Genomic DNA, 20,643 nt, shown 5'->3' on the forward strand with positions numbered 1-20,643 from the left:
GAGCCCGGAGCAGATCGAGCATATCCAGGGGAAGGTCGTGGAAAATTCAAAATTCGTACAACGTTTTTCGGAGCAGGCCCATGGCGGCTAGGCAAGACTGGGAGTCGGGGCGCGCCCTGGCAGGTGACGAAATGGAACCGATCGAGAAGGCGAGCCGCGAGGAACTCGCCGCGCTGCAGCTCGAACGGATGAAATGGTCGCTGCAGCACGCGTATGACAACGTGCCGCATTACCGCGCCGCTTTCGACGCGGCCGGCGTGCATCCGTCCGACCTGAAGCAATTGTCGGATCTGGCGCGGTTCCCCTTCACGAGCAAGAAGGAACTGCGCGAGAACTACCCTTACGGCATGTTCGCGGTGCCGATGAGCGAGATCGTGCGCGTGCACGCTTCGTCCGGCACGACCGGTCTTCCGACTGTCGTCGGCTACACGAAGAACGACATCGCGATGTGGGCCGGCGTCATGGGCCGATCGCTGCGCGCCGCCGGCGGCACGCGCAACGACATCATCCTGAATTCCTACGGCTACGGCTTGTTCACTGGCGGCCTCGGCGCGCATTACGGCGGCGAGAATCTCGGCGCCGCGGTGATCCCGATGGGGGGCGGAAACACCGAGAAACAGGTGCAGCTGATCCGCGAATTCGGCCCGACGATCATCCTCGCGACGCCGTCCTACATGCTGACGATCGCCGACGAACTGCAGCGCCAAGGCATCGATCCGGCTTCGACGTCGCTGCGCCTCGGCGTGTTCGGCGCCGAACCCTGGACCAACGAGATGCGCCGCGAGATCGAGACGCGCCTCGGCATCGACGCAATCGACATCTACGGCCTGTCCGAAGTCATCGGTCCGGGTGTCGCCTGCGAATGCATCGAGACGAAGGACGGCCCGCACATCTGGGAAGACCACTTCTATCCCGAAATCATCGATCCCGAGACGGGCGAAGTGCTGCCCGACGGCCAGCCGGGCGAGCTCGTGTTCACGTCGCTGACGAAGGAAGCGCTGCCGATCATCCGCTACCGCACGCGCGACCTCACCGTGTTGCTGCCGGGGACCGCGCGGCCGATGCGCCGCATCGGCAAGATCACCGGCCGCAGCGACGACATGCTGATCATCCGCGGCGTGAACGTCTTCCCGACGCAGATCGAGGAAATCCTGCTCAAGCATGAATGCCTGTGCGGCCATTACCAGCTGCAGATCAGCCGCGAGCACCACATGGACGAGATGACGGTGCTCGCCGAAGTGCGCCATGACCTGTCGGACGTGCTCAATGCGAGCCAGCGCGCCGCGATCGCGAGCGAGCTCCGCCACGAGATCAAGAGCGCCGTCGGCGTGTCGGCCGATGTCCACGTGCTGGAAACCGGCAGCATCGAGCGCACGCAGGTCGGCAAGGCGAAGCGCGTCATCGACAAGCGGCCGAAGGCGAGTGTGTGATACGGCACCGGTAGCACCAGGGAATTCCAACAAAAGCCGCGCGGCAATCCGTGGGGCGATAACGGAGACAGCACAGTGAACGATCGGTCGACATTCAATCCGGGCGCGGCGGTGAACGCCGTGGCCGGAGAGCTGTTCAAGCAGGCGGCGTCGGAAGGGCGCGACGCACTCAACACCGCGGAACTCGAGAAGTTCGTCGCCAGCTTCGGCGCCGCGCTGGCCGAGGGGACGCCGGGCGGCGTCGATCTTCGCATCGAATTGAACAACACGCGCGAGTTCGGCATTGTCATCACCGCAGGGCAGGGCGGCATCGATGCGCAGCTCGACCGCGACAATTTCCGCAAGGACCGCGCGAGCGTTTCGGCCTCGGTCGAACTGACCGACGCCGCCGACTTTCTCGGCCTGTTCCGGCGCACCCTCGCGTACCGCAAGATGGCAGCGCTCGCGCAGCGTGACGGACGCCGTCCGCCGGACCAGGTGCTCGAATTCTGCTTCGGTCTGATGCTCGGCCTCGCGCGCGAGTATTCCGCGACCAACCCGCAGGCCCCGTTCGTGCTGCGCACGCTCGAACTCGACTCGGTGCAGTTCAACAAGAAGCCGACGGTCGGCAGCGCCCGCTTCGAGTTCGGTGCCCCGGTCGCGGGTCGCCTGCCGCGTCCGGTGCACAAGATCGACAAGCTCATCCACCCCCAGTCGATCGGCATCATCGGCGTGTCGGCGACGAGCATGAATTTCGGCCGCATCATCCTGAAGAACCTGATGGGCAGCGGCTATCCGAAGGAAAAACTGACGATCCTGCGCCCCGGCGAGACCGAGATCGACGGCGTGCGCTGCGTCGAGAGCCTCAAGGCGCTCGACCACAAGCTCGACCTCCTGATCGTCGCGGTCGCCGCCGATGCGGTGTACGGCCTCGTCGACGAGATCATCGAAACCGACGCGGTCGAGTCGGTGATGCTGATTCCGGGCAGCCTCGGCGAGACGGCGAAGAGCAGGGAACCGGCCGCGGCGCTCGCGGCGCGCATCAACGCGGCACACGGCAGACCCGACGGCGGGCCGGTCTTCCTCGGCGCGAACTGCCTCGGCGTGGTGTCGCATCCGGGCGGCTACGATTCCTGGTTCATCCCGCTCGAGCGCCTGCCCAAACCGCAGAAAAAGCCCGAACGCAACTCGGTGATGCTGAGCCAGAGCGGCGCATTCATGATCACGCGGCTGTCGCAGAACCCGTGGCTCGACCCGCGGTACATGCTCGCGCTGGGCAACCAGACCGATCTGACGCACGGCGACATGCTCGGTTTCTTCGCCGAACGGCCGGATATCGAGACGATCGGGGTGTACATCGAAGGCTTCAAGGACGGCGACGGACTCGATTTCGCCAAGGCAGTGCGCCGCGCGGTCGAGAACGGCAAGCAGGTCGTTGTCTACAAGTCGGGCCGCACCGAAGCGGGTGCCGGCGGCGTGATGGGCCATACGGCTTCCATCGCCGGCGACCCGGTGCTGTTCGAGTCGGTGCTGCGCCAGGCAGGCGCGATTGTCGCCGAGGACTTCAATACGTTCGACGATCTCTTCTACATCGCCGGCGCGCTGCATCATAAGAAGGTCGGCAAACGCATCGGGGCGATCAGCGGCGCCGGTTTCGAAGCTGTCGGCATGGCCGATTCGATCGTCTCCGAGACTTTCGCGCTGGACATGGGCGCGCTCGAGGACGCGACCGTCAAGCGCGTCGGGGAGATCCTCGCGGCGAAGCGGCTCGATGCGCTGGTCGAAGTGCGCAACCCGATCGACATCAATCCCGGCGCTGACGACGAGGCGCACCTGCTGATCACGCAGGCCTTCCTCGACGACCCGAACATCGACGCGGTCGTCGTCGGCCTCGACCCGACCGCGCCCTCGATCCGCGCCCTCGAATCGAGCACGCTGCGCCCCGGCTTCGACCTGTCGGACCCGAAGGGCACGGTCCATCTGATGCCGCCGCTGGTCGAACGCAACGACAAGCCGGTGATCGGCATCGTCGACGGCGGCGTCCTCTACGATGCGATGGCTGCCCGCCTGATGGATCAGGGCGTGTGCGTGTTCCGCAACTGCGGGCGCGGCACCCGGGCGCTGGTCCGCTACGTCGAGGCTCGCCTCAACGCGGACGCCATCAAGAACCGCAATCAGTAAGCCTTGGCTGAAAAAGCGGCAGCCCTCCATCCGGGACGGCTGCCTTTGGAAAACATGCAACAACTGGAGGAAATCAAATGAGCGAGACTCTGAAAGCCGGCCTGACCTCGACGCGGCGTTACGACATCGATGCCGGTCGCACGATCGGATTCATGGGCGACGATTGCCGCGTCTACTCGACGCCGAGCCTGCTGTACGACATCGAAGTCGTCTGCCGCGACCTGCTGCTCGAAAATATCGAGCCGGGCAAGGATTCGGTCGGCACGCGCGTCGAACTCGACCACGTCGGTGCGACCTTGCTCGGCATGTGGATCGAGATCACCGTGACCGTGACCGAAGTCAATGGCCCGGCCGTGACGTTCGAGTTCACCGCGCGCGACGCGCTCGAGGAAGTCGCCCGTGGCAAGCACAGCCGCTTCGTCGTCGGCGCCGAGAAGACCGCGCAGCGGCTGAAGGCGAAACTCGCCAAGGCGCTGGCTGCGGCGTAATACCTTAAGCATTGCGGCAAGCGCCGCGCTGCCGGATGCGGCAGCGCGGTCGCCGCCCGCCTACGGCAGGGACCGGCCGCTGGTCCCTGCCCCCTCCCGAATCCTCCGTGCCAGCCCCGGCGCACCGGCGAAAGCCCGCGGTTTCCGCTCTTTCGCTACCCGTGAGCCTTGTGACCGGCGCTTGCGTCGCGTGGCAGCACGACCCTGAAAGTCGATCCGGTACCGACTTCGCTCCGGACTTCGATACGGCCGCCATGCTTGTGTACGATTCCGTATGAAAGCGACAGGCCCAGCCCGGTGCCTCTGCCGACCGCCTTGGTCGTGAAAAAGGGTTCGAAGATCCGCCCGACGTGCTCCGGCTTGATGCCCTTGCCGGTGTCTTCCACTTCCACCCAGACGTTCTGCTCGTCGTGCCCCGTGCGCAGCGTGATCCGGCCGCGATTCTCGATCGCGTGCGCCGCGTTGATCAGCAGGTTCATGAACACCTGGTTGAGCTGCGACGGGAAACATTCGATCTGCGGAAGATTGCTGTATTCCTTGACCACCTCGGCCTTGTACTTGAGTTCGTTCCACACGACGTTCAGCGTGCTCTCGAGCCCCGTCTCCAGGTTTGCCCACTCCCGCTCCGAGCGGTCGACGTGCGAGAAGTCCTTCAGGTCCTGCACGATGCGTTTGACTCGCTGCAGTCCGTCGAGGGACTCGCTCAGCAGGCTGCCGATGTCCTCGCTCAGGTAAGCGGCATCCACTTCTTTCTTCAACTGGTCGAGATCCTGGAGCTTGTCCGGAGCCAGCGTGTCTTCGAGCTGCTCGTAGGCCGCCAGCAGCTTCAACATATCGCTGGCGTACCTCTGCAAGGTGCCGAGATTGGAGTTTACAAACGCTATGGGATTGTTGATCTCGTGCGCGACACCGGCTGCGAGCTGGCCGATGGAGGCCATCTTTTCTGACTGCAGCAGCTGGTTTTGCGCTTCTTCGAGCTTCCTGATCAGCACCTCCTGACGCATCTTCTCGGCCAGCAGCGTCGCGTTCGCTGTTTCCAGTTCCGCGGTCCGCTCCCGCACGCGTTCTTCCAGCCTGTCGCGCGAGTCGCGCAGCGCCTCTTCGGCATGCGTGCGTTGGGTGATGTCGTTGTAGCCGAACACGCGGCCGACGATGCGCTCGCCAAGATATTGCGGGCGCGACTTGCATTCGAAAACCCGGCCGTCTCCGAGCCGCAGGAGATCCTCGGTTTCGCTGCTGTCGACGATCGCCTGCAGGCGTGCGCGACAGCTTTCCGACTCGACGACGTGCTCCGCCATGAACTCGATGATCGCCGCGTCGTTGCGCTCGAGCAGCAAGTCGTCAGGGATGTTCCACATCGTGCTGAACAGCCGGTTCATGCTCGCGATGCGACCGTGCCCGTCGATCACGAGGATTCCGTTGCCGGTCGATTCGAGCGTTGCCCTGAGCTGCGACAGGGTCTGTTCCAGCGCGTCCTCGACCTTGCGCTCGTTCTGAACGTCCCTCGCCTGCACCAGCAGCAGGGGCGCCCCGCCGTGGTCGACGACCCGGACGGACTTGATGACGTTCAGCATCGACGCATCGGCGCAGTGATAAAGCCCTTCATGGCCCTCGATCTCGCGATACTGGCCGTTGCGCACGTCTTCCCAGTAGAAGACGTCCTGCAGCGAGCTTTCGATGTCGGTGATCGTCATCGCGAGCAGCTCTTCGCCGGAATATCCGAGCGTCTGCGCGGTGATCCGGTTGGCCATGACGATCCCCAGATGGACTGGTTCGACGAGCAGCATCATGTGCGGGCTGTGATCGAGCATCAACTGCGGAAGGCTGTTCATGTCGCGACCGATTCCTGACCAGGTTTGCCTGCGTCGAAGTAATAGCTCACCCGCTTGCGCGGACTGAGGTAGTTGTAGATTTCTCCCGGTACCTGCGCAGGCCTGATGGCCCGCGCGATATTCAGATCCGGTTCGCGCACCAGATCGACGAGGATCGCGTCGTCCTTCGGAATGTTCGCGTCGTAGATCACGATCATCGGCTTCATCGGCGCGGCGGTATTGACGGTGGCGACCATCGCGATCACGCCGTTGGACAACTGCACGATCGTTCCCGGCGGATAGACGCCGAGGCAACGGATGAATATCTGCAGCAGCTTCGGATCGAACTTGTTGCGCAGCTTGGCGAACATCACCGACAGCGCCTCGTGCGGCGTCATCGCATCGATGATATCGACGGGATTGCACAGCTCGTCGTAATAGTTGGCGATGGCGACAATGCGCGACAGCAGTCCGATCGACTCGCCCTTGAGTTTCTGCGGGTAGCCGGTGCCGTCGAACAGCTCATGATGCTCCCGGATGATCGCCAGGACCGACGGGGCGAGGTGCAACCGCTGGCCTATTTCAACGCCGTATTGACAATGCATTTCATACAGATGGCGTTCGGCCTGGGTCAGCGGCTCGGTCTTCAGCAGGATCCTGTTCGGGATTTCCCTGCGGCCGATATCGTGGAACAGCGCGCCCATGCCCAGCACGCCGACGACCGCCTGGGGCAGGCGGATATCGCGCGCGACCATCATCGACAGCATCGTGACGTTCAAGGAATGAAAATAAAGTTCCTCGCCGCCCATCTTGTCGCCCATCACGTGGATCGCGAGTTCCGGCGCGCAAAGTATCGATTCGGCGATCTGCGTCACCAGTTGCGTCGCCTGCTGCACGGTTTCGGCGGGCCGGGACAGCAGGTTTTTCTCGATGTCGCGGATGGCCTTGGCTGAATTGATAAACGCGCTCTCGATGCGTGCGGCGGCTTCGCGCTGGGCTTTTATCCGCTCCATCAATGCGCGTTTGGCCTGGAGCGCGGGGGCCAGATCGGGCTTGGCCTCCGCGACGGCTGCGGAGGGGGCTTGCTGTGGCGCGCCCTGGAGCGGCGGGCTGATGTCGCTGAGGGACGGGTTGTAGCGGACCGTCTTCAGACCGAGGCTGCGAATGGTCCTGATCTGCTCCTCGGTTTTGATCTTGAAATGGCTGAATGCAAAGGGATGCTCGAACCAGCTGACATCGAGAACGACGTACAGCCCGACCCGGAGTTGATCCATGGTGACACTGGAATTATCTGACATCGATGACGACGGCCTGAATGTTGCCGGGCGGGGAAGATGGGGAGCGGGACGCAAACCGCGCCATCGTATTGTCCCTGCCGCGATTATTCAACTTCGCCAGCCAACCGGGGCACGCTGTCGTGGCGCTGCGCAGGCGCGCTCCAGTAAACTGTGGGGCGAGGAGATGAGTTCGATGAGTGACGAAGATTTCATGCGTGCGGCGCTGGAGCAGGCGCGAATGGCGGGGGCGTGCGACGAGGTGCCGGTCGGCGCGGTCGTCGTGCTCGACGGCGAGATCGTCGGCCGCGGGTTCAACCAGCCGATCGGGCGCAACGATCCGAGCGCGCACGCCGAAGTGATGGCGTTGCGCGACGCGGGCGAGCGGCTCGGAAACTACCGCTTCCCCGGCTGCGAGCTGTTCGTCACGCTCGAACCATGCGCGATGTGCAGCGGCGCGATCATGCATGCGCGGGTTGCGCGAGTCGTGTTCGGCGCCCGCGATCCGAAGACGGGCGTTGCCGGCAGCGTCATCGACCTTTTTGCCGAGCGGCGGCTGAATCATCACGCGGAGGTCGCGGGCGGCGTGCTCGCCGACGAATGCGGCCGCCTGTTGTCGGGGTTCTTCGCGGCCCGGCGCGGGCGTACTCTCATCGCGTGACGATCGTGCACATCCGTATCAGCATCGCCAGGCAGCGGCTGTTTCTGTTCGGACCGGACGGTGCATGCATCCGGTGCTATCCGGTATCGACCGGCGAAAAGGGTGCAGGCGAAATTCGGGACAGCGGCTGCACGCCGCGCGGTCTCCACCGCATTCGTGCCAGGATCGGCGCCAACGCGCCGACGGGCGCGGTATTTCGTGGACGGCGTCCGACCGGCGAAGTCTGGTCGCCCGGTTTGGCTGCGCAGCATCCCGGCCGCGACTGGATCCTGTCCCGCATCCTGTGGCTGTGCGGTTGCGAGCCGGGTCGCAACCGGCTCGGCAACGTCGATTCGATGTGCCGCTATATCTACATTCATGGCACGCCGGACGACGAGCCGATGGGCGTGCCGCGTTCGCACGGCTGCATCCGCATGCGCAACCGGGACATCATCGAGCTGTTCGAACTCGTCCCGGCCGGCACCGCCGTCGAGATCGTCGAGTAGGGCGGGGGCAGCCCTGCGGCACGCGGCGATTCGGCGGGCATGGCGCGTCTGCTGCGACTCAGCGTGCAACGAGAGTGCGTGCGGTAAAGCGGTGCCGCACCTCGCTCGCGAATTCGCCCTGGTCATCCCACGTCCATTCGACGAACCTCACGTCGCCGTCGCGCCGCATCGTGATCACGGTGGAGCAGCGCGTGCCGTAACCCGGCGCGCGGATGAAGGCGGGCGACAGCCAGCGCTCCCACTCTGCGCTGACGCCCGTCTCCGGCAGGTGGCTGTCGGGCGCCGCAGCAACGTCGCGCAACAGCGGGAGGAACGCGTCCTCTTGGTCTTCGGGCAGGCGGGCGAGGGCGGCGGAGAAGCGCTCGCGGGCGAGCCGGACCTTGGGCCACGGCGTATCGAGGAGATGGTTCGATAGCCCGTAGATGCCCGCTTCGAGCAGCCGTACGGCGCCGGTGGTGCTTTCATGGATGCCCAGATGCCGGCCGTCGCTGACAAGCATGTTGAACGCAGCGTAGTCCGGACTGACCGCAGCAATGCGGCGCAGGGTTGCCTGGGCGTTGGCATTGGCGTTGTCGGCGGCAGTGAGGCAGTCGCGCACGAGAATGCCGCGCGACGGCGCGCCCGGCCGGTGCAGCGTCGGGTCGCGATAATTCGTCAATGCCGCGAAGCGTCCGCTGCGCGTGACCCCCATCCACGTCCCGCCGCCCTCGAGATCCCGGCCGGCGAGCAGATCCGGCGCGTCGCTCCACCAGTGGGCGGGCACCGCGGGACGAGCGAGGAACTCGTCGCGGTTCGCGGCCACGACGAGCGGGTAGTCGGGGTGAGCCTGCCAGCCGATGACGATCAGGCACATTCGATGAAACGTTCGAGGTGCCTGGCCGAACCGGGCTCGATCAGGTCGGTGAGCCGATGCGCTTCGGTCTCGGCACCGAGCGCGGCTTCGAAGGCGGCCGGATCGGCAACGGATTCGTAGATCTCCATCCACGTCGCGTCGTCGCCACGACGCTCCATCAGCCGGCCCGACACCATCGTGCGGGCGGCAATCGCGGCCTGCATCGCGCGCACGTTCGCATGCGCGTCATCGCGGTCGACGCCGGCGCGAATGCGATAGTAGATGAAGTAATGGATGCGCGCGGTTTCGCTGATGGCCATCGTTCAGGGCAGGGCGTAAGGAAGGTCGAGAAAGGAAAGCCGCGGACCGGCGAGGCTTCCGAGATGCACGTCGCCGGCCTCGGCGCAGCTGGTCTGCATGACCGCGAGCGCCTCGAACCCGCCTGCGGGGGAGGGCGCGACGTTGACCAGCTTGCCCGCAGACTGGTTGCCGAACTCCGGCGCGAAGACGTCGGCGCCCGGCTGCGGCTCCACGCCATCGGCAACCCGGACGCGGTACATGCGCTTCTTGAGCTTCCCGAGGTACTGCGTCCGCGCGACGATCTCCTGGCCGGGGTAGCAGCCTTTCTGGAAACTGACGCCGCCGATGATTTCATAGTTGAGCATTTGCGCGACGAATTCTTCCTGCGTCGGGGTGGTGATCAGAGGTACGCCGGCGCGGATCATCGCGAGCTGCCACGCCGCGGTGCCGGCCTTCGTGGCGCCCGCCGCGAGCAGCGCGCCGAATGCCCGCGGGGCCTCGGCGACGGGAAGTGCGACGAGGAAGTTGTTGTCGTCGAGGCGAATGCAGCGCGTGTCTCCCGCCGCGGCCTGCGTCATCGCGGTGGTCGGCACGGCGAGCCCGGCGCGCGCGAGCACCTGGGCCGCGTCGCTGCCGCTGATGCCCACGAGCGCCGTTTCGGCTGCGCCATCGGCGAGCTTGACCTTGCTGCGCAGCACGTACATCGACAGCTTCTTCAGCAGCGCCGGCTGGAGGTCGGCGGACATCACGAGCGCGTGACCGTCGGCTTCTTTCCACACCAGGATGCTGGCGAGCATCCTGCCCTTCGGCGAATTGAAGCTGTTCCACTGCGCGCCATCGGCCGAGAGGTTCTTGACGTCGTTCGAGAACAGGTTGTGCAGGAAGGGCGCGGAGTCTTCGCCGCGGCTGCGGATCATCCCGAGATGCACGAGCGGCACGGCGACGGTGGCAGGCGGCGCAAATCCGGCGTCCGGGGTATCGAAACGGATGCCGGCGCTTTCGATCGTGGCGCCTTCCGCGATGAGAAAATCGGTCCAGGTCGTATTCGTATTCATGTCGTTAAGCCGGAGTCGGAGAATGCGATGAAGTATTATAGGGTCCGCTCGCCGCAAGCGGTCGCCGGCGAATCGCCCCCGACATGCCGAGGTTCAATTATTTTACTATCGCATGAAGTCGCTGCTCCTCCGATTGTTCCTCGTCGTCGCACTCGGCGCTGCAGCGAGTCTCGCCGCCGCGTGGTGGTATGTCACGCGTCCGCTGCCGCTCGCCCGGCCGGTCGTCGACTTCACGGTGCAGCGCGGATTTACGATGCGCGAGGCGGCTGCGGCGATCGCCAATGCGGGCGTCGACGTGAATCCGCGCGTGCTGTACTGGATCGCGCGGCTCACGGGCAAGGCCGACCGCATTCTCGCGGGCAGCTACGAAGTCCACGCCGGGATCACGCCGTGGCTGCTGATCCTCAAGCTGTCGAGCGGCGATGTGTCGCAGGCTGAACTGCGCCTCGTCGAGGGCTGGAATTTCCGCCAGGTACGGGCCGCACTCGAAGCAAACCCCGACCTGATCCAGGATGCCGCGGGCCTGTCGGAGGCGGAGATCCTGCAGCGCATCGGCGCGACGGAATCCCACCCCGAAGGGCTGTTCTTTCCTGATACCTATCTTTTCGACAAGCAGTCGAGCGCCCTGGCGCTGCTCGCCCGCACCTATCGGGCGATGCACGAGCGATTGGCGCAGGCGTGGGAGACGCGAAATCCCGATCTGCCCCTCGCGTCGCCGTACGAAGCGCTGATCCTCGCCTCGATCGTCGAGAAGGAAACGGGCCGCGCGGAGGATCGCGCGCTGATCGCGTCGGTGTTCGTCAACCGCCTGCGCATCGGCATGCGTTTGCAGACCGATCCCGCCGTGATCTATGGCCAGGGCAGCGCGTTCGACGGGAATCTGCGCAAGCGCGACCTCGAAAGCGACCACGCCTACAACACCTATACGCGCGACGGACTTCCGCCGACCCCGATCGCGATGCCGGGACTCGACGCACTGATTGCCGCAGTCAGGCCGCCGACGACCGATTACCTTTATTTCGTCTCCCGCGGTGACGGCACGAGCGAGTTTTCGACGAATCTGAACGACCATAACAAGGCCGTGAATCAATACCAGCGGAGAACAGGAAGTTGAGCGGATCGCAGCGGCAGGCACGTTTCATCACTTTCGAAGGCATAGACGGGGCGGGCAAGAGCAGCCAGATCGCGGCCGTCGTCGCGCTGCTCGAGGGGCGCGGACGGTGCGTCGAACAGACCCGTGAACCCGGCGGCACAGTGCTCGGCGAGAGGCTGCGCGAGCTGCTGCTGCACGAGCCGATGCACCTCGAGACCGAAGCGATGCTGATGTTCGCCGCGCGCCGCGAGCATCTCGCCGCGCGCATCCTGCCGGCCCTCGCCGCCGGGCGCTGGGTCGTGTCGGACCGCTTTTCGGATGCCACCTATGCGTACCAGGTGGGCGGGCGCGGCCTCGACCCGGCGAAGTTCGCAGCGCTTGAAGCGTGGGTGCATCCGGGCTTCCAGCCCGACCTGACGCTCGTCTTCGATCTGCCGCCGGAGGTCGCCGCCGCGCGGCTCGCGAAGGGCGGCGCGGAACCCGACCGCTTCGAGCGCGAGCAGCGCGATTTCTTCGAGCGGGTGCGCGCCGCATACCTCGAACGGGCGCGCATGGCGCCCGGGCGGATCCGCATCATCGATGCCGGGCGCACCCCCGAATCGATCCGCGCCGAAGTCGAGGCGATCGTCGAGGAGCGCTGCCTGCGATGATTCACCCGTGGCTGCAGGAAACCTGGCAGCGGCTCGTCGCGCTCGGTGAACGCCTGCCGCACGCGCTGCTGTTCGTCGGCCCGGCGGGACTCGGCAAGCGCGATCTGGCCGACGCGCTGGCGGCGCGGCTGCTGTGTGCGACGCCTCGCCCGGACGGCGGCGCCTGCGACCAGTGCACGACTTGCCAGCTGCGCCGCTCCGGCAACCACCCCGATCTCTTCATGATCGTGCCCGCTGCCGATATGGAAGCCGGCGACGGCGACGAGAGCAGGGAAGGCGGGGAACGCGATGCCGGGTCGGCGAAAAAGAAATCCACGCAGATCGTCATCGAGCAGATCCGCGACCTGCAGCAATCGCTGTCGGTGACCGGCCACCAGAGCGGCCGGCGCGTCATCGTCGTCGATCCGGCCGAGGCGATGAACCCGTATACGGCGAACGCGCTGCTGAAGCTGCTCGAAGAGCCTCCCGCCGGTTGCCTGTTCGTGCTGGTGTCCTCGGCCCCGCGCCGCCTGCTGCCGACGATCCGCAGCCGCTGCCAGCAGTGGAGCTTTTCACGGCCCGCAGCGGAGATGGTCGGGCAGTGGCTCGGCGCGCACGAAGCGCCGGCGGCGGACCTGCTCGCGCTGACCGGCGGCATGCCGCTCGCCGCGCAGCGGCTGGCCGGGCAGGGCGCGCTGCTTGCCCGTTTCGTGCGCGATGTGGCGCAGTTGCCCGCGGCCGATCCGCTCCCGCTCGCGGGCCAGTGGGACGCCTGGCTGAAATCGAAGGAAGCGCTCGCAGCCGGTTTCGGCATCGTGCAGCTGGTCGAATGGATGCAGCGCTGGGTCACCGATCTCGCGTCGCTGCGCCTCGGCGGCCGCGTGCGGTTCTTTCCGCGCGAGGAAGGCGTGGTGCGCGCGCTGGCGCAGCGCTCGGACGTGGCCGCGGTGCTGAACTGCTACAATGAACTCGCCCGGATTCGCCGGGTCGCACAGCATCCGCTGAATGCCCGACTGATGCTCGAAGACATGCTGCTGCGCTATGCGCGCGCGGTGGCCGGACCCCGATCATGAGCGAAAGCAAACCGAGTGCCGCACGCCCGAGCGTGCTGTCGCTGAACATCAACTCGAAGTCCGCGCTGTATGCCGCCTATATGCCATTCCTGGCGAACGGCGGCATCTTCGTGCCGACGCCGCGGCCTCATCAGCTCGGCGACGAGGTGTTCATGCTGCTGCAACTGATGGACGACCCGACGAAGCACCCGGTCGCGGGGACCGTCGTATGGATCACGCCGCATGGCGCCCAGGGCGGCCGCACGCAGGGGATCGGCGTGCATTTCAGCGGCGACGATTCGGGACGTGCGCTGCGCGGCCGCATCGAACAGATCCTCGCCGGACACCTCGGATCCAGTCGTCCGACCCACACCCTTTGATTCCGCCCGATTTCCACGATGTTCGTCGATTCCCACTGCCATCTCGATTTCCCCGACCTCGCCGCGCGTGAAGACGCCGTGCTCGCGGCGATGGCCGCCAATCGGGTCGGTCATGCGCTGTGCGTGAGCGTGAAGCTCGAAGACTTCCCGCGCGTGCTGGCGCTCGCCGAGCGTCATGCGAATCTCTTCGCCTCGGTTGGCGTTCATCCCGACAACGACGACGTCGAGGAGCCCGACGACGCGCGTCTCGGTACGCTCGCCGATCACCCGAAAGTGGTCGCGATCGGCGAGACGGGCCTCGATTACCACTGGCAGAAGGACGCCCCCGAATGGCAGCGGGCGCGCTTTCGCACCCACATTCGTGCCGCGCGGGCCTGCGGCAAGCCGCTGATCATCCATACCCGCTCCGCAGCGGCCGACACGCTGCGCCTGATGCGCGAAGAAGATGCGGCCGGGGCGGGCGGCGTCATGCACTGCTTCACCGAGACGCGCGAGGTGGCCGAAGCGGCGCTCGACCTCGGCTTCTACATTTCCTTCTCCGGCATCGTCACGTTCAGGAACGCGGCCGAGCTCAAGGCGGTTGCGCAGTACGTTCCGCTCGATCGCCTGCTGATCGAAACCGATGCGCCGTATCTCGCGCCGGTACCGCATCGCGGCAAGACCAACGAACCCGCCTGGGTGGTGCATGTCGCCGAAGAGATCGCGCGGCTGCGCAACGAGCCGCTGGAGCACATCGCCGCCGCGACGACCGAGAATTTCTTCCGCCTGTTCCGCCACGCCCGGAGATCCTGATCCCATGAAGCGAATGATCCTTGCCGCAATGCTTGCCCTGGCGCTCGGCAGCGCACCCGCCCAGGCCAGCAGCTACGATGATTCGCTGAACGCCGCGCGGCTCGGCGACACCCGGCCGCTGGTACAGCTGCTCAGCCGCGGACTCGATCCCAACACCGTCGATGAACAGGGCAATACGCTGCTGATCCTCGCGGCGCGCGAAGGCCACGCGGACACCGTCGCGGCGCTTCTCGACTTCCGGCCGAAACTCGCGCAGCGCAACGCGGCAGGCGATTCCGCGCTGATGATGGCGGTGCTCAAGGGCCATGGCGAGGTCGTCGATCTGCTCCTCGATGCGGGCGCTCCGGTCAATCACGACGGCTGGACGCCGCTGATGTACGCCGCCTTCGAGGGCCGTGCCGCGATCCTCGAACGCCTGCTTGCGCAGGGTGCGGACGTCAACGCGCTGGCACCGAACAAGTCGAACGCGCTGATGCTTGCCGCGCGCAACGGACACGTCGACGTCGTCCGCCGGCTGCTGCGCACGGACGTCGATCTCGACCAGAAGAACGATGCGGGCTTCACGGTCGACAGCTGGGCGCAGGCCAATGGCAACACCAACATCGCCGAACTGGTACGCACCGAGCGCAGCAGGCGCACGAAGGCGTCGCCGGCACCGCGGATCGAGACCAAATAAGGGCTTTGGCGCAGTTTGTTGGCGATGGAACCGCGAATGCACCAGAATGCGGCGCGCAATGCACGAAAATAGTGCATAGAACGGCAACTTCAAGGAAAATCTCCGTCCGCCCGCGCCTCGCGGGTGTCCGGTCACCTTCCTGACAAAGGCCAATGCAATGCGCTATCAGTCCCTCGAAGAGTTCCTGTCTCATGTAGAACAACGCAACCCCGGTCAGCCCGAGTTCATCCAGGCGGTGGCCGAGGTCATGGAAAGCCTCTGGCCGTTCATCTCCGAACATCCGCGCTATGCCGAGCACGGCCTGCTCGACCGTCTCGTCGAGCCGGAGCGCGTCATTCAGTTCCGCGTGTCGTGGGTCGACGACCGCGGCGAAGTGCAGGTCAATCGCGGCTTCCGCATCCAGCACAGTTCCGCAATCGGACCGTTCAAGGGCGGCTTGCGCTTCCACCCCTCGGTGAACCTGTCGGTGCTGAAGTTCCTGGCGTTCGAGCAGACGTTCAAGAACGCGTTGACGACGCTGCCGATGGGCGGCGGCAAGGGCGGCTCCGACTTCGATCCGAAAGGGCGCAGCCCCGGCGAGGTGATGCGTTTTTGCCAGAGTTTCATGACCGAGCTGTATCGGCATGTGGGTTCGGATACCGATGTGCCGGCCGGTGACATCGGCGTGGGAGGGCGCGAAATCGGCTTCCTCGCCGGCATGATGAAGAAGCTGTCGAACAAGGCGAGCTGCGTGTTCACGGGCAAGGGGCTGAGCTTCGGCGGCTCGCTGATCCGTCCGGAGGCCACCGGCTACGGCACCGTCTATTTCGCCGAAGAGATGCTGCGTCACGCCGGCAAGACGATGGCCGGCATGACGGTCTCGGTCTCGGGCAATGTCGCGCAGTACGGCATCGAGAAGGCGATGGCGCTCGGCGCGAAGGTCATCACCGCATCCGACTCGAGCGGCACCGTCATCGACGAGGCAGGCTTCACGCCCGAAAAGCTCGCCGTGCTGATGGACGTCAAGAACGTCCATTACGGTCGCGTCAGCGAATACGCTGAACGACTCGGCCTGTATTTCGAGGCCGGCAAGCGGCCGTGGCACGTGCCGGTCGACATCGCGTTCCCGTGTGCGACGCAGAACGAGATTGACGGTGACGACGCCGCGATGCTGGTCAGGAACGGCGTGAAATGCGTCGCCGAAGGGGCGAATATGCCGTGCAATGCCGCGGCGGTGCGGGTGTTCGAGCAGAACGGCGTATTGTATGCGCCGGGCAAGGCGAGTAACGCGGGCGGCGTGGCCACTTCCGGGCTGGAGATGAGCCAGAACGCGATGCGCCTGTCGTGGACGCGCGAAGAGGTCGACGGGCGGCTGCTCGAGATCATGCAGGGAATTCACCGCATGTGCCTGCAGTACGGCACCAGGCCCGACGGTACCGTGAGTTACTCCGACGGCGCGAACGTCGCCGGCTTCGTCAAGGTCGCCGACGCGATGCTCGCGCAGGGCGTCATCTGAGGCCGTCGTAACGAAGGGCTGCAACACTTCCACGGGGAAGGCGACCGGCCTTCCCCGTGGAGGGGGAGCGATTCGCGGCAGCGACCGAGGAGACGGCACCCGGGTTCGACGGCCGGCGCCAGGATCATTACACTCGATGTTTTCGCACCACGTCACTGAAACCCGGCTCACAAGGGGGCAGACATGAGCGTCATCGAATCCATCCGGCCCCGCCTCGCGAAACTGACCGAGATACGCCGCGACCTTCACGCCCATCCCGAGCTCGCGTTCGCCGAACACCGTACCGCCGGGCTGATCGCGCGCCATCTCGAAGCCGCGGGCATCGAAGTCCACCGCGGCCTCGGCAAGACCGGGGTCGTCGGCGTCGTGCGCGGCGGCCGCAGCCTGCGGGCGATCGGCCTGCGCGCCGATATCGACGCGCTGCCGATGCAGGAGCGCAACGAGTTCGCCCACCGTTCCGTGCACGAAGGGTGCATGCACGCGTGCGGACATGACGGACATGCCACGATGCTGCTCGGGGCGGCCGAGGCGCTCGCGGCGCGACGCGATTTCGACGGCACGGTGTATCTGATTTTCCAGCCTGCCGAGGAGGGCGAAGGGGGCGGGCTGGCGATGATCGAGGACGGCCTGTTCGAACGTTTTCCGATGGAGTCCGTTTTCGGCATGCACAACTGGCCCGGCATGCCCGCTGGACAGTTCGGCGTGCGCAGCGGCCCGGTCATGGCGAGCGCCGACCGTTTCGACATCGAGGTGCTCGGCCACGGCGCGCACGCGGCGATGCCTCATCTGGGCGCCGACCCGGTGACCGCCGGGGCGGCCCTGGTGCAGGCGATCCAGACCATCGTCAGCCGTACCCTCGATCCGATCGACGCGGCGGTGGTTTCCGTCACGCGGTTCAATGCCGGCGAGGCGTACAACGTGATACCCGACCGTGCCCAGCTGTGCGGCACCGTGCGTGCGTTCAGCGAAGTCGTGCAGGACCGGGTCGAGTCGGCGCTGCGGCGCATCTGCGAGGGCGTCGCCGCGGCGTTCGATGTGAAGGTCACGCTGGATTACCGCCGCGGCTATCCGCCGACGATAAACAGCGCGGCGGAAGCTGCCGTCTGTGCGGAAGTCGCGAGCGAACTGGTCGGCTCGGTGAATGTCGCGACCGACACGCGCCCGAGCATGGGGGCCGAGGACTTTGCCTACTTCCTCCAGCGCAAGCCCGGCTGCTATGTCTGGATCGGCAACGGCGAGGGCGAGGGCGGGTGCATGCTGCACAACCCGACCTACGACTTCAACGACGACATCATCGCAACCGGCGTCGCGTACTGGGTCGAACTGGTGCGCAAGGTGCTGGCGCCGGCGCGATGAACGTACACGACAGGACGGTCCGGTCGACATGAAAACCCTCCGGCTCGCATGGCGCATGATGTTGCGCGACCTGCGCGCAGGCGAGCTGCTCCTGCTCGGCCTCGCCATCGTCATCGCGGTGGCGAGCCTGACGAGCGTCGGTTTCCTGGCCGACCGCGTGTCGCGGGGCCTCGACCGCGAAGCGAACCAGTTGCTCGGAGGCGACCTGCTGCTGCGCGCCGACCGGCCGTGGGACGGGCAATTCGCGGACGAAGCGCGGCGGCGCGGCCTGCGGACCGCCGAGACGGTGGTATTCACCAGCATGGTGAGCACGGCAGAGGCGGCCCAGCTGGCCGGCGTCAAGGCGGTCGAGGCGGACTATCCCCTGCGCGGCAGCGTGCGCGTCGCGCCCGGTCCGAACCTGCCGGATGCGGTTGCCGAGCGAATGCCGCAGCGCGGCGAAGTATGGCTCGACGAACGGCTGTTCGCCGCGCTCGGCGTCGCGGTCGGCGACATGGTGGGACTCGGACAGCTCGAGTTTCGCGTCGGCGCCATGGTCAGCTTCGAGTCGGACCGCGGCACGAACTTCTTCAGCCTGTTGCCGCGCGCAATCTTCAATGCGGCGGACCTGCCCGCAACAGGCCTGTTGATCGCCGGCAGCCGCGCGACGTGGCGGCTGCATCTGGCGGGCGAGCCGGACGCCGTCGCGGGCTTCGAACGGTGGGCGCGGCAGCGGCTCGGGCGCGGGCAGGCGGTCGAGAGCATCGAAAATGCGCGCCCCGAGGTGCGCGGCGCGCTCGACCAGGCGCAGCGCTTCCTGCGGCTCGCGGCGCTCCTCGCGGTAATCCTCGCCGCGGTCGCGGTCGGCCTCGCGGCGCGCCGCTTCATGCAGCGCCATCTCGACGGCTGCGCGGTGATGCGCTGCCTCGGCGCGGGCCAGGCGCAGGTGCTGTGGATCGTCGTCGGCGAGTTCGTGTTCTTCGGGCTCGTCGCCGCCACGCTCGGCGGCGTGGCCGGCTGGGTGGTGCAGTTCGGGCTCGCGGCGGTGCTCGCCGAAGTGATGGGGTCCGAGCTGCCGGCGCCGTCGCTGCGGCCGTTTGCGCACGGCCTGGCGGTGGGCATGGTGCTGCTCGTCGGCTTCGTGCTGCCGCAACTGCTGCGGCTCGGGAAGGTGTCGACGGTGCGCGTGCTGCGGCGCGAAATGGGCGCGGTCGAGCCGGTCAGCGGATTGGCATGGATCTGCGGGGCGGGTGCGCTGCTGGCGATCATTTTCTGGATTGCCGGCGACGTGAAGCTCGGGGCGACGGTCGCGGCAGGCTTCGTCGTCGCGCTCGGCCTGTTTGCGCTCGCGGCGTGGGGCGTATTGCATGTGATCGCCGGGTCCAGGAGCCGCCGCACGATCCGCCATGGCGGCTGGCGCTACGGGCTCGCGTCGCTCGCGCGGCGCATGGCGGGCAGCGTGATCCAGGCGACCGCGCTCGGGCTGGGCATGACGGCGCTGCTGCTGCTGACGCTGGTGCGTGCCGATCTGCTCGAGAACTGGCGCGGGATGACGCCGCCGGACGCGCCGAACCGCTTCATCATCAACATCCAGCCCGATCAGCGCGAAGCGCTCGCGGCGTTCTTCGTCGACCACGGACTCGTTGCCCCCGACATCATGCCGATGATCCGCGGCCGCCTGGTCGCGATCAACGACCGGCCGGTCGATCCGGACGATTTCGTCGATCAGCGCACGAAACGGCTCGCCGAACGGGAATTCAATCTGAGCTACGGCGCCATGCTTCCCGACGGGAATCGGGTCGCGGACGGACGCTGGCACGGCGAGCAGCGCGAACCTCAGTTCTCGGTCGAGAAAGGCCTCGCGCAGACTTTCGCGTTGAAGGTCGGCGACCGCGTGCGCTTCGATGTCGCAGGACGCCTTGTCGAGGCGCCGATCACGAGCGTGCGCGAGCTCGACTGGAATTCGATGCGCGTCAATTTCTTTTTCATCGCCGCGCCCGGCATGCTCGAAGGCGATCCGGCGAGCCTGATCACGAGCTTTCGTCTGCCGCCCGACAGGCACGCGTTCACGGCCGCGCTGGTGGCCCGCTTCCCGAACCTGTCCGTCATCGACGTCGGCGCGGTCATCGAGCAGGTCCGCTCGATGACCGACAAGCTGGTGCTGATCGTGCAGTTCGTGTTCGGCTTCGCGGTGCTGGCAGGGTTCGTCGTGCTCTACGCTGCGTTGCAATCGACGCACGACGAGCGCGACTACGAACTCGCGGTGCTGCGCACGCTCGGCGCGCGCAACCGCCAGCTGCGTGACGCGCTGCTCGCCGAATTTCTCGTGCTCGGCGGCGTCGCCGGGGCGCTGGCCGGCGTCGGTGCCACGGTGATCGGCTGGGCCCTTGCGCATTACGTGTTCAAGATGGCGTACGTGCCGGCGCCGTGGCCGACCGTGCTCGCGATCGTCATCGGCGCGGGCGGCGTGGTCGCCGGGGGCTGGCTCGGCACGCGCAAGCTGCTCGCGCGCCCGCCGCTCGCGAGCCTGCGCGCGTCGGCGTGATTCCGGCGCCGGCCGTCGGCATCTCCCTGCGGCGCTTCGGCCGACTATCTGCCGAGGTCCGGTGGCCCTGGCCGATGGTGCCGCCGCGGTTGTCGCAATCGGGCGGGGCGCGTCGAATCATCGTGGCTATAATCCGGCACGATTTCGAAC

At 66.4% G+C, this 20,643-nt stretch carries 19 protein-coding genes; 14 read left to right on the forward strand and 5 right to left on the reverse strand.

Translation table 11 applies throughout. The features are described from left to right. Positions 1–80: 80 nt before the first annotated feature. The 3 genes from paaK to GO606_RS01770 all read left to right on the forward strand — a co-directional run bounded on the left by paaK (position 81) and on the right by GO606_RS01770 (position 4,078). On the forward strand, positions 81–1,430 hold the full coding sequence (gene paaK / locus GO606_RS01760) for a phenylacetate--CoA ligase PaaK (RefSeq protein ID WP_169117898.1): 1,350 nt from the start codon (positions 81–83) through the stop codon (positions 1,428–1,430). A gap of 75 nt (positions 1,431–1,505) precedes the next feature. After that, complete coding sequence (locus tag GO606_RS01765) at positions 1,506–3,590, forward strand: CoA-binding protein (protein WP_169117897.1); 2,085 nt, start codon at positions 1,506–1,508, stop codon at positions 3,588–3,590. A gap of 77 nt (positions 3,591–3,667) precedes the next feature. After that, complete coding sequence (locus tag GO606_RS01770; RefSeq protein WP_169117896.1) at positions 3,668–4,078, forward strand: thioesterase family protein; 411 nt, start codon at positions 3,668–3,670, stop codon at positions 4,076–4,078. A gap of 155 nt (positions 4,079–4,233) precedes the next feature. On the opposite strand, the gene GO606_RS01775 is transcribed toward GO606_RS01770, so the two are convergent. Further along, on the reverse strand, positions 4,234–5,910 hold the full coding sequence (locus GO606_RS01775) for an ATP-binding protein (protein ID WP_169117895.1): 1,677 nt from the start codon (positions 5,908–5,910) through the stop codon (positions 4,234–4,236). Continuing rightward, positions 5,907–7,163: a cyclic di-GMP phosphodiesterase gene (locus GO606_RS01780; RefSeq protein WP_246979283.1), complete on the reverse strand. Its 1,257-nt coding sequence runs from the start codon at positions 7,161–7,163 to the stop codon at positions 5,907–5,909. Before GO606_RS01780 ends, GO606_RS01775 begins: the two co-directional genes overlap by 4 nt. 196 nt (positions 7,164–7,359) lie before the next feature. Here GO606_RS01780 and tadA point away from each other — a divergent pair, with 196 nt between their 5' ends. Both tadA and GO606_RS01790 read left to right on the forward strand, forming a co-directional pair. Continuing rightward, the gene (tadA, locus tag GO606_RS01785) at positions 7,360–7,824 is read left to right on the forward strand and encodes a tRNA adenosine(34) deaminase TadA (protein ID WP_169117893.1); all 465 of its coding nucleotides are present in this window, start codon (positions 7,360–7,362) and stop codon (positions 7,822–7,824) included. After that, positions 7,821–8,309, forward strand: coding sequence for a L,D-transpeptidase family protein (locus GO606_RS01790; protein ID WP_425532178.1), 489 nt, complete (start codon positions 7,821–7,823; stop codon positions 8,307–8,309). The genes tadA and GO606_RS01790 overlap by 4 nt, the downstream gene beginning before the upstream one ends. Positions 8,310–8,367: 58 nt before the next feature. On the opposite strand, the gene GO606_RS01795 is transcribed toward GO606_RS01790, so the two are convergent. Genes GO606_RS01795 through ygfZ form a run of 3 tightly spaced genes read right to left on the reverse strand, consistent with a single transcriptional unit; the run spans position 8,368 to position 10,496 of the window. After that, a complete protein-coding gene (locus tag GO606_RS01795; RefSeq protein WP_169117892.1) occupies positions 8,368–9,162 on the reverse strand; it encodes an NRDE family protein in 795 nt (264 codons plus the stop codon). Beyond that, on the reverse strand, positions 9,153–9,461 hold the full coding sequence (locus tag GO606_RS01800; protein ID WP_169117891.1) for a DUF4936 family protein: 309 nt from the start codon (positions 9,459–9,461) through the stop codon (positions 9,153–9,155). Before GO606_RS01800 ends, GO606_RS01795 begins: the two co-directional genes overlap by 10 nt. 3 nt (positions 9,462–9,464) lie before the next feature. Next, positions 9,465–10,496: a CAF17-like 4Fe-4S cluster assembly/insertion protein YgfZ gene (gene ygfZ / locus GO606_RS01805; RefSeq protein WP_169117890.1), complete on the reverse strand. Its 1,032-nt coding sequence runs from the start codon at positions 10,494–10,496 to the stop codon at positions 9,465–9,467. Positions 10,497–10,608: 112 nt separating this feature from the next. Between ygfZ and mltG the strand changes: the two genes are divergently transcribed. The 9 genes from mltG (at position 10,609) to GO606_RS01850 (ending at position 20,493) form a co-directional block, all read left to right on the forward strand. Then, positions 10,609–11,610 (forward strand): endolytic transglycosylase MltG, encoded by a 1,002-nt coding sequence (gene mltG / locus GO606_RS01810; RefSeq protein ID WP_169117889.1) that lies wholly within the window; start codon positions 10,609–10,611, stop codon positions 11,608–11,610. Continuing rightward, on the forward strand, positions 11,607–12,239 hold the full coding sequence (tmk, locus tag GO606_RS01815) for a dTMP kinase (protein WP_169117888.1): 633 nt from the start codon (positions 11,607–11,609) through the stop codon (positions 12,237–12,239). Before mltG ends, tmk begins: the two co-directional genes overlap by 4 nt. Further along, positions 12,236–13,291: a DNA polymerase III subunit delta' gene (holB, locus tag GO606_RS01820; protein WP_169117887.1), complete on the forward strand. Its 1,056-nt coding sequence runs from the start codon at positions 12,236–12,238 to the stop codon at positions 13,289–13,291. Before tmk ends, holB begins: the two co-directional genes overlap by 4 nt. Then, positions 13,288–13,650: a PilZ domain-containing protein gene (locus GO606_RS01825; protein ID WP_169117886.1), complete on the forward strand. Its 363-nt coding sequence runs from the start codon at positions 13,288–13,290 to the stop codon at positions 13,648–13,650. Before holB ends, GO606_RS01825 begins: the two co-directional genes overlap by 4 nt. 18 nt (positions 13,651–13,668) lie before the next feature. Continuing rightward, complete coding sequence (locus GO606_RS01830) at positions 13,669–14,442, forward strand: TatD family hydrolase (protein ID WP_169117885.1); 774 nt, start codon at positions 13,669–13,671, stop codon at positions 14,440–14,442. A gap of 4 nt (positions 14,443–14,446) precedes the next feature. After that, complete coding sequence (locus GO606_RS01835; RefSeq protein ID WP_211166558.1) at positions 14,447–15,118, forward strand: ankyrin repeat domain-containing protein; 672 nt, start codon at positions 14,447–14,449, stop codon at positions 15,116–15,118. Positions 15,119–15,275: 157 nt separating this feature from the next. Then, positions 15,276–16,613, forward strand: coding sequence for an NADP-specific glutamate dehydrogenase (gdhA, locus tag GO606_RS01840; RefSeq protein WP_169117883.1), 1,338 nt, complete (start codon positions 15,276–15,278; stop codon positions 16,611–16,613). A 183-nt stretch (positions 16,614–16,796) separates the two neighbouring features. Beyond that, complete coding sequence (locus tag GO606_RS01845; RefSeq protein ID WP_169117882.1) at positions 16,797–17,969, forward strand: M20 aminoacylase family protein; 1,173 nt, start codon at positions 16,797–16,799, stop codon at positions 17,967–17,969. Between the two features lie 28 nt (positions 17,970–17,997). After that, entirely contained in the window at positions 17,998–20,493 is a 2,496-nt protein-coding gene (locus GO606_RS01850) for an ABC transporter permease (protein ID WP_169117881.1), read from the forward strand. Positions 20,494–20,643 lie beyond the last annotated feature (150 nt).

It is taken from the genome of Aromatoleum anaerobium, from assembly GCF_012910705.2.
Taxonomy (GTDB): domain Bacteria; phylum Pseudomonadota; class Gammaproteobacteria; order Burkholderiales; family Rhodocyclaceae; genus Aromatoleum; species Aromatoleum anaerobium.